General features: G+C 32.4%; 9 protein-coding genes and 1 pseudogene. 9 read left to right on the top strand and 1 reads right to left on the bottom strand.

Features of this window, described 5'->3' with window-relative positions; translation table 11 throughout:
- Positions 1-706: hypothetical protein (locus tag WBN21_RS15835; RefSeq protein ID WP_424201985.1), on the bottom strand; the 706-nt coding region annotated here is incomplete at its 3' end.
- A gap of 87 nt (positions 707-793) precedes the next feature.
- Here WBN21_RS15835 and rsgA point away from each other — a divergent pair.
- The 9 genes and pseudogenes from rsgA to WBN21_RS15790 form a co-directional block, all read left to right on the top strand.
- The gene (rsgA, locus tag WBN21_RS15830; RefSeq protein WP_424201983.1) at positions 794-1,744 is read left to right on the top strand and encodes a ribosome small subunit-dependent GTPase A; all 951 of its coding nucleotides are present in this window, start codon (positions 794-796) and stop codon (positions 1,742-1,744) included.
- Positions 1,741-2,193 carry a D-aminoacyl-tRNA deacylase gene (gene dtd / locus WBN21_RS15825; RefSeq protein WP_424201982.1) on the top strand — a complete coding sequence of 151 codons (453 nt, stop codon included), beginning with the start codon at positions 1,741-1,743 and terminating at the stop codon, positions 2,191-2,193. The genes rsgA and dtd overlap by 4 nt, the downstream gene beginning before the upstream one ends.
- 6 nt (positions 2,194-2,199) lie before the next feature.
- The gene (locus WBN21_RS15820) at positions 2,200-2,715 is read left to right on the top strand and encodes a metal-dependent hydrolase (RefSeq protein ID WP_424201980.1); all 516 of its coding nucleotides are present in this window, start codon (positions 2,200-2,202) and stop codon (positions 2,713-2,715) included.
- Between the two features lie 90 nt (positions 2,716-2,805).
- Entirely contained in the window at positions 2,806-4,713 is a 1,908-nt protein-coding gene (locus tag WBN21_RS15815; protein WP_424201978.1) for a DUF3857 domain-containing protein, read from the top strand.
- A 5-nt stretch (positions 4,714-4,718) separates the two neighbouring features.
- Positions 4,719-6,719 carry a DUF3857 domain-containing protein gene (locus WBN21_RS15810; RefSeq protein ID WP_424201976.1) on the top strand — a complete coding sequence of 667 codons (2,001 nt, stop codon included), beginning with the start codon at positions 4,719-4,721 and terminating at the stop codon, positions 6,717-6,719.
- Positions 6,719-7,045, top strand: a complete 327-nt coding sequence (locus WBN21_RS15805; protein ID WP_424201974.1) for a nucleotide pyrophosphohydrolase — start codon at positions 6,719-6,721, stop codon at positions 7,043-7,045. The genes WBN21_RS15810 and WBN21_RS15805 overlap by 1 nt, the downstream gene beginning before the upstream one ends.
- Positions 7,046-7,143: 98 nt before the next feature.
- Entirely contained in the window at positions 7,144-8,370 is a 1,227-nt protein-coding gene (locus WBN21_RS15800) for a 3-phosphoshikimate 1-carboxyvinyltransferase (RefSeq protein WP_424201972.1), read from the top strand.
- Positions 8,371-8,451: 81 nt separating this feature from the next.
- Positions 8,452-9,501 (top strand): tRNA preQ1(34) S-adenosylmethionine ribosyltransferase-isomerase QueA, encoded by a 1,050-nt coding sequence (gene queA, locus WBN21_RS15795; RefSeq protein WP_424201971.1) that lies wholly within the window; start codon positions 8,452-8,454, stop codon positions 9,499-9,501.
- 250 nt (positions 9,502-9,751) lie between these two features.
- Positions 9,752-9,960 (top strand): annotated as a pseudogene (locus tag WBN21_RS15790) (23S rRNA (adenine(2503)-C(2))-methyltransferase RlmN); the annotation flags it as partial.

Below are 9,960 nucleotides of genomic sequence, written 5' to 3'. Positions count from 1 at the left end.
CTTTAAACTTGTTACCTTCAATTTCTTCAATTGAAAAATTAAGAGCATATTTTGGGTCTATACCGCTACTGCTTGAAACCCAGCTCGATTTCCCTGTAATAACTTCTCTTAAATTCTTATTGTCTTTTACAGTAAGTTTTACCAAAACAAATTCGTTTGGCGAACTTGCCATTCTAAACCACCAGTTAAAAATACCGGCATCGCCACCTTGAAGATTTTGCATGTTATCAACTTCGGTTACATTTGGGTCGAAAACAAATTTAAATTCTGGCGCATTATGTTTAATGACATTATTAGAGTGTACCCCAGGAAGTTGTGATCTTTTTTTGGAATTGATTAAGCCAGAAACAAGTTTTTGTGCAACGGCATTTGAATTTGAACCAGAAAACACACTTGGTTGGATTAATTTTTCATCACCATCAACAGTAGAATAGTAAATACCTGTTTTAGATTTTGTATTATGCTTAGACTTTTCCATAATTAAAGACAAAACATCGGGTGAAATTCCAGCATTTTTTAATTGTGTTAAACCATTAATGGAAGCATCGAATTTTACATTTGAAGAATTGATTTTATCGATAATCATGCCGTCATCAAAACCTAGGTCTTTCATCTGAACTACAGATTCGTTAGTAATGGTTTCTTGGGCAAAAGTGTTCAAAAAAGCGAATAGGAATAACCCTATTAGAATAATAGATTTTTTCATTTGTTGAATTTTATTGTTAATAGCTATGCTAATATAAATATTATCTCACTTAAATTTTAATTTTTTTCAATTACTTTTGAAGGCAATATGACAGGACACGTTTATAAATCTACAGGTAGTTGGTACACGGTAAAAACCGAATTAGGGCATACTTTTGAATGTCGTATAAAGGGGAAATTCCGTATTCAAGGTATAAAAAGCACCAATCCAATTGCAGTTGGCGATGTTGTTGATTTTGAATTAGAAACTGATAATAATACGGAAACTGGTGTTATTCATCACATTCATGACAGAACCAATTATATTGTTAGAAAATCTGTAAACCTATCCAAGCAAACCCATATTATTGCCGCTAATTTAGACCAGGTTTTCTTAATGATTACCATTAATAATCCGCCAACACTTACCAGTTTTATTGACAGGTTTTTAGTAACTGCTGAAGCGTATTCTATTAAAACAGTTTTATTGTTTAATAAGATTGATTCCTATGATGAAGAAACTTTAAACGAGGTTCGGTTTTTAGCCCATGAATACAGGAAAATTGGTTACGAGTGTATTGGCGTATCTGCCACTACAGGGAAAAATGTAGATAAGGTTAAAGCCTTAATGCAAGGCAAAACTAGTATGTTTTCTGGTCATTCTGGCGTTGGTAAATCAACCTTGGTAAATACTATTGAACCTGAGTTAAATATTAAAACCAAGGAAATATCAACTTTGCATAGCCAAGGGCAGCATACAACCACTTTTGCTGAAATGTTCGATTTAAGTTTCGATGCAATAATTATTGATACACCAGGAATAAAAGGTTTTGGTGTTGTTGATATGGAAAAAGAAGAAGTTGGAGATTATTTTCCTGAAATTTTTAAGTTAAAACAAGATTGTAAATTCAACAATTGCTTACACTTAAAAGAACCTAATTGTGCTGTTAAAGAAGCTTTAGAGAATGAAGAGATTGCTTATTCGCGTTACAGAAGTTATGTGCAAATTTTAGAAGGCGAAGATGAGCATTATAGAACGGATATTTGGGATAAAGAATGAAAGCAGTCATCCAAAGAGTATCAAAAGCAAGTGTTACTATTGAAGGTAAAAAAGTAGCTTCAATAGAAAACGGACTTTTAATATTATTAGGAATTGTTGATGAAGATACTACTGAAGATATAAAATGGCTTTCCAATAAAATAGTAAATCTTAGAGTTTTTGGCGATGAACATGGCGTGATGAATAATTCATTAAAAGACACAAGTGGCGACGCTATTGTCGTTAGTCAATTTACCTTACATGCTTCAACCAAAAAAGGAAACCGCCCGAGTTATATTAAAGCGGCAAAACCCGATGTGGCTATACCAATGTATGAAGATTTTGTAAACCAAATTCAAACCGATTTAGGGAAAAAAGTGCAAACTGGGCAATTTGGCGCTGATATGAAAGTAGACTTACTTAATGATGGGCCAGTAACCATCATCATAGACTCAAAAAATAAAGAATAAAAAATAATGGCATCAATTTTTGGTCATGCAGTTTTTGGTTTTACTATTACCAAAGTAATTGATAATCAAAACCTCAAGTGGTTGTTAGTGGCGGCTATTATTTCTACAATTCTACCAGATTTTGATGTTTTAGCTTTTAAATTTGGAATTGCCTACGAGCATCCTTTAGGGCATCGCGGTTTCACACATTCCATGGTGTTTGCTTTGCTCTGGGCGTTAACACTAATGCTAACTATTGGCAAAAAACATAAATTCATTTGGTTTTGGGTTATTTTTCTATCAACCTTATCACATGGCGTGTTTGATGCCATGACTTCAGGTGGAGAAGGTGTTGGTTTTTTTATTCCTTTTAATAATGATAGATTCTTCTTTCCATTTAGAGAAATTTTAGTCTCGCCTCTCGGAATTAAAAACTTTTTTTCCTCTTGGGGAATAAAAGTGCTTTTTAGCGAATTTAAGTACATAGTTTTGCCTTGTTTCCTTATTTTCGTTGTAAGATTTTTAGTTAAAAAACTATATTAGTATTTTAAATTAAAAAAATGATTTTTCTCATAAAAATGATAATTGTAATAAGCTACTTTTAGTCATTCAATGAGAATTTAAACCTACTACATGAATTTAAAGTCTATACTGAGTTTTTTATTTTTACTAATAATATCCACTTCCTACTCTCAAGAAAATTTACATAGAAGTCTAACTATTCCAACAAGTCTTAGTCAAAATGCCAATGCGGTAATCAGATCGGATGATGTTCAAATTAACATGATATCTTCTAGTGAAATGGCTGTAACTGTAAAAAGAATTGTTACTGTTTTTAATAAAGAAGGAAATGATGCTATAAATGCATACGTGCATTATGACAATAATGTTAAGATTAAAGATTTAGAAGTTTTAGTTTATGATAATTTTGGTGAAGAAATAAAAAAAATCAAAAAAAACGATTTTAGGGATGTTAGCGCTGTTGATGGTGGTACATTATACTCAGACTCTCGAGTGAAGTTTTTAGACTATACGCCTATTGGTTATCCTTATACCATGGAGTTTATATGCGAAACATTAACGAGTAACACGGCTTTTATTCAGTCGTTTATGCCTATAGATGATTATTATGTTAGTGTGGAAAAAAGTACCTACCAAATTAGTTTTCCATCCGATTTAACCATAAGAACAAAACAGAAAAATTTTAAAGATTTTGATTTAAAAAAGGAAAAAGTTTCTGTATTAATAAAATATCAGGTTGATAATATTTCAGCCATTAAGCCAGAAGAATATGCGCCAGCATTTTTTGATATGGCGCCTAAAGTACTCGTAGCATCAAAACAATTTACTTTGGAAGGCGTACATTCTGAAGTTGAAAATTGGGACGATTTTGCAAAATGGATGTATCATGATTTAATTAAAGACACCCATGATTTATCAGAAAGTACCATTGCCATGATTCAAAATTTGGTAAAAGATGAACCAGATGATATGGCAAAGGCAAAAAAAGTATATCAATTTGTTCAAGATAAAGTAAGATATATAAGCGTGCAAGTTGGTATTGGTGGTTGGAAACCTTTTAATGCTTCGGAAGTTGATAGATTAGGGTATGGCGATTGTAAAGCACTTACAAATTATACCATGGCGCTTTTACAAGCTGTTGGAATAAAATCTAATTATACAGTTGTTTACGCAGGAAAATCTCAAAGAAATTTTGAAACCGATTTTGCTGCAATGATGGGAAATCATGCGATTCTTAATATACCTATAGAAGGAGATGATCTTTGGTTAGAATGTACAAGCCAAAAATTGCCTTTTGGTTTTATTGGCGATTTTACTGATGATAGAGATGTGTTAGTAATTACTCCAGAAGGAGGGAAAATTAAGCGCACCAAAAAATATAAAGTTGAAGATAATAGTCAATCCATTAAAGGATATTATAGTGTTTCGAATGAGGGCACGCTTGATGCTGATGCACTTGTGAATTCAAAAGGCATTCAATACGATGACAAATATTGGTTAGAAACCGAACCTGAAAGAGATTTAGATAAACATTACAAAAATAGATGGCGTTATGTTAATGGTCTTTCAATAAGCAGTATGGATATAAAAAACAATAAAACAGATTCAGAATTTATTGAGCATATCCATTTTAATGCAGCTAATTACACCAAAAAAATTGGAGATAGAATGTTGCTGACAATAAATGCTTTAAATAGAAATACGCATGTGCCAGATCGTTACAGAGACAGAAAGTTTCCTCTTAAAATAAATCGAGGATTTAAAGATGTTGATGAATATGAAATTGAACTGCCTTCAGAATACAAAATTGAATCATTGCCAAAAAATGCAACCATCGAAAATAGCTTTGGAAGCTATAAAACTGAAATTAGAGTAAAAGATGAAAATAAACTTGTTTATAAACGAGAATTTATAATTAACGATGGCGAATTTCCTAAGGAAGATTATACCAATTTTAGAAGTTTTTACAAAGAAGTAACCAATCTAGATAACACAAAAATAGCATTAATTAAAAAATAGGTTCCATGAGAATTGCAGTATTAATAATAAGCCTTTGTTTTTCAATTACAACATTTGCACAAGATTACGATTTTGGTAAAGTGTCAAAGGAAGAACTTCAAGAAAAATTTAACCCCTTAGATTCTTCTGCAAACGCAACGTATTTATATAAATACAGAAGAACCTATTTTAAGTATTCTCAAGGAATTGGCTTTCAGCTTTTTACGGATATACACCAGCGTATTAAAGTTTATAAAAAAGAAGGTTTTGAAAACGCAACCCATAAAGTGCTGTTGTTCAATAGAGGTGGAGATAAAGAAAAAGTAAGTAGTCTTAAAGCATATACCTATAATTTAGAAAGTGGTAAAATAAATGACACCAAATTGCAAAAAGATGGCATATTTGATACTGAGTATGATGACCATCGCGATCTTTTTAAATTTACAATGCCTAACCTCAAAGAAGGCTCTGTAGTTGAATTTAGGTACACAATAATTTCAGATTTTTTTTGGAATGTGGATGATTTTGTTTTTCAGCACGATATTCCAGTAAAAAAAATAGAAGCAAAATTTGAGGCTCCTGAATATTATAATTTTAAAGTGAATACTATAGGGTTTTTGCATACTAATCCTGAAACTGAAAGAAGACCAGATAAGATAACATTTCAAAGTAAAGAAAGAAATGGTTTTAAAGGAACCACTTTTAGTTCATCAGATTTAAAATTTTCGAAATACGTTACTTCCTATAATCTTAATAATATTCCTGCTTTAAAAGATGAGCCTTATGTAAATAATATTAATAATTACCGCTCTGCAGTTAAATATGAGTTGTCTTATACAAAAATGCCACAATCATCTCCAGAATATTATTCAACCACCTGGGAAGATGTGGTAAAAAAGATTTATGAGAGTTCAAATTTTGGCGGAGAACTAGATAAAAATGGCTATTATGAAGATGATATAGATGTCCTAATAAGTTCAGATTCAGACCCTCAAAAAAGAGTTAACCTAATTTTTAATTTTGTAAAAGCTAGAGTGAATTGGAATGGTAATTACGGCAAGTATTGTGCAGATGGTGTAAAAAAAGCCTATAAAGATAAGGTTGGTAATGTTGCTGAAATTAATTTAATGCTTACCTCCATGTTGCAACATGCAGGATTAAATGCCTATCCGGTTTTAATAAGCACACGAGATAATGGTGTGCCAATATTCCCAACTAGAGAAGGTTATAATTATGTAGTTTCCTATGTGAAGTATACTGATGGCTCGGCAGTTTTGTTAGACGCTACTAATAAATATGCAGAACCCAACATTGTACCTTTTAGAGTTTTAAATTGGCAAGGTAGAGTTATTGCAGAACATGGCGGATCAGAATTAATTGATTTGTACCCAAAAGCACCCTCTGAAAATTCCATAGCGTTAATGGGAAATCTAGATGAAGAAGGTAATTTAAAAGGTCAATATAGAAGCATGAAAACCGGCCATAATGCGCTTTCGTTTAGAGAAGGTTATGTGGAAGCAAACAAAGATGAATTTTTAGAAAAATTGGAAAACAAATATAACGGAATTGAAATCTCAGAATATTCAGTAAAAAACGAGTTAGATTTATCTGAACCCGTTGTAGAATCTTATGAGTTTTTTAAAGAAAGTCAAGCTGATATTATAGGAGAAAAAATGTATTTTTCACCAATGTTCTTTTTAAAAACATCCGAAACCCCTTTTAAACTGGAAAAAAGAGAGTTTCCTGTAGATTTTGGTTACCCATCAAACTCAATATATAGAATTATGATTAAAATCCCGGAAGGTTATCAAATTGAAAGCGTTCCAGAACCAATGGTGTTAGCATTGCCAGATAATTTAGGAGATTTTAGGTATAATATATCTGGAAATGGGACTTCTATTCAGGCTATTATTTCAACAAAAATCAATGAGGCTATTATTTCGCCCTTATATTATGATGCTTTAAAAGAATATTTTAATAGATTTATCGAAAAAGAAGCCGAACAAGTAGTTTTAACTAAAGGATAATGGATATTCAAAACGCACAAAAAGAAGTAGATAATTGGATAAAAGAACACGGGGTTCGTTATTTTAATGAACTTACCAATATGGCTCAACTTACTGAAGAAGTAGGTGAGGTAGCCCGTATTATTGCCAGACGTTATGGCGAGCAAAGCGAAAAAGAAAGCGATAAGGATAAAGACTTAGGTGAAGAACTTGCCGATGTGTTATTTGTTGTGCTTTGTTTAGCAAACCAAACAGGAGTCGATTTGCAAAGTGCTTTTGATAAAAGAATGGATAAAAAAGGAAAACGCGACCACGATAGGCATCATAATAACGAAAAATTAAAGTAAATTATAAGTATCTTTGAACGCTTCTTTTAAGAAGCGTTTTTTTATGGCTGCACTAGTGTTGTCAAGAACTTTAATTTTTAAGAATTTCAATTTTTATAATGAATATTACACTTCATAAATCAAAAATCCAAAACCGTAAATCAAAAATCACGATTACAGGTTCAAAAAGTGAATCCAACAGATTGTTATTATTACAAGCTTTATATCCTGAGTTTAAACTAGAAAATGTTTCAAATTCTGATGATAGTAATTTAATGACAAACGCATTAAGTTCGCAATCAGAAGTTGTAGATATTCATCATGCAGGAACAGCCATGCGTTTTTTAACAGCCTATTTTTCAATTCAAGAAGGCAGAAAAACCATTCTTACTGGATCTAAGCGCATGAAAGAGCGTCCAATCAAAATACTGGTTGAAGCCTTGCAAGAATTAGGAGCTGAGATTAGCTATGAAGAAAATGAAGGTTTCCCTCCAATAAAGATTACAGGAAAAAAACTTACTAAAAACAAAGTTTCTTTAAAAGCGAATGTAAGCAGCCAGTATATTTCTGCCTTATTACTAATAGCTTCAAAATTAGAAAACGGATTAGAATTAACCTTAGAAGGAGACATCACATCCATTCCTTATATCAACATGACATTGAGTTTGTTAGATGAAATTGGAGTTGAATCCGCTTTTATTGGAAACAAAATAACCGTAAAACCAAATACCAAAAGGTTAGACGCTAAAACCTTAACGGTTGAGTCAGATTGGTCATCGGCTTCGTATTATTTCAGTATTGCAGCTTTAAGTGAAGTTGGTACAGAAATAACGCTATCTTCATATAAAGAAAACTCTCTTCAAGGCGATTCTGCTTTGGTTGAAATTTATACACACTTTGGTGTGTCAACGGTTTTTAATGAAAATTCAGTTACACTAAAAAAGGAAACTTCAAATTTAAAACCTCTAACCTTAGATTTAAAAAACGCACCAGATATCGCCCAAACCATTGCAGTTACATGCTTTGCTTTAGGAATACCATGCGATTTAACAGGTTTACATACCCTTAAAATTAAAGAAACCGACAGACTAGTAGCTTTAAAAACCGAAATTGAAAAATTAGGAGGTGAATTGAAAATAACAGATAAATCATTACATCTTTCAGCATCAAGTAGTATTAAGTCAATGGTGTCAATTGCCACATACAACGACCATAGAATGGCCATGGCATTTGCCCCTTTAGCCTTAAAAACGTCAATTATTATTGAGGATGCTATGGTGGTTTCTAAATCATATCCAACCTTCTGGAACGACCTAGAATCTATTGGTTTTGAAATAACTAAATAATAAACAGCTATTTACTTGACAACCCCTATGTTGAGGTTGTATATTTGCAGCTTTCTCACAAAAATTAATAAAAGCTAACACATGAAATTATCACACTTCGGTTTCGAGTTACCAGAAGAAAGACTAGCAGAATATCCTGCTGAAAACAGAGACGAATCTCGTCTAATGGTACTTAATAGAAAAGAGCAAACCATTGAACATAAAATGTTTAAGGATGTTATTGACTATTTTAAAGAAGATGATGTATTAATCTTAAACAATACCAAAGTATTTCCTGCACGACTTTATGGAAATAAAGAAAAAACAGGAGCAAGAATTGAGGTGTTTTTATTAAGAGAATTAAACGAAGAGCAACGCCTTTGGGATGTTTTAGTTGATCCAGCTAGGAAAATAAGAATTGGAAACAAATTATATTTTGGTGAGGATGAATCTTTAGTTGCTGAAGTTATTGATAATACAACATCAAGAGGTCGTACATTACGTTTTTTATATGACGGATCTTATAGAGAATTCCGTATAAAACTTAGCGAATTAGGGCAAACACCACTTCCAAAATATATAAAAAGAGATGTTGAGCCAGAAGATGAAGCACGTTACCAAACCATTTTTGCTAAAAATGAAGGTGCTGTAGCAGCTCCAACAGCAGGCCTTCACTTTTCAAGACACTTGCTTAAGCGTCTTGAAATTAAAGGTGTAAATTTTGCTGAAGTTACGTTACACGTAGGTTTAGGTACTTTTAATCCAGTTGAGGTTGAAGATTTATCTAAACATAAAATGGATAGTGAGGAGTTAACTATTGATGCAAAAGCAGTTGAAATTGTAAACAGAGGCCTAAAAGAAAAACGTCGTATTTGCGCCGTTGGAACCACAGCTGTTCGTGCCGTAGAAAGTGCCGTATCAACAAGTGGTAAATTAAATGAATATGATGGTTGGACCAATAAATTCATTTTTCCACCTTACGAGTTTACAATCCCAAACGCTATGATTACCAATTTTCACACGCCAAAATCAACGTTATTAATGATGGTTTCGGCATTCGCAGGTCACGATTTTATTAAGCGTGCTTACGATGAGGCTATTAAAGAAGGCTATAATTTCTATAGTTACGGCGATGCCATGTTAATTATATAATCAAAAAAATATTTTATAATATTAAAGCCTCTTTTTTTAAGGGGCTTTTTCTTTTACTAATTTTTTAAGTTTCTCTGGGCATTCCCCAAGGGTCGGGCTTTCGGCAGTCGCTTTTTTGTGTTGCATAGGTGCAACAACACAAAAAGAGCTTCAACAAAGCCTCAATCCCTAATGCGAATCACTACTTCAATTCATAATTCGTAAATCAATTATCGTAATTCGTTAAAGCTTTCACTATTTTTGCATTCAGATGGAAATCAAGAAAAAAGATATACGCGCATTAACCAAAGAACAGCTCAGAGATTTCTTTGTAAAAGAAGGAGATAAAGCCTTTCGTGGTAACCAAGTGTATGAATGGTTGTGGCAAAAATCAGCACATAGTTTTGAGGACATGACAAATGTCTCGAAAGAAACCCGTCAAATGCTTGAAGATAACTTTGTAATCAATCATATTAAGGT

Source organism: Algibacter sp. (assembly GCF_049667265.1).
Taxonomy (GTDB): Bacteria; Bacteroidota; Bacteroidia; order Flavobacteriales; family Flavobacteriaceae; genus Algibacter_B.
This window is presented reverse-complemented; position numbering and strand designations above follow the sequence as displayed.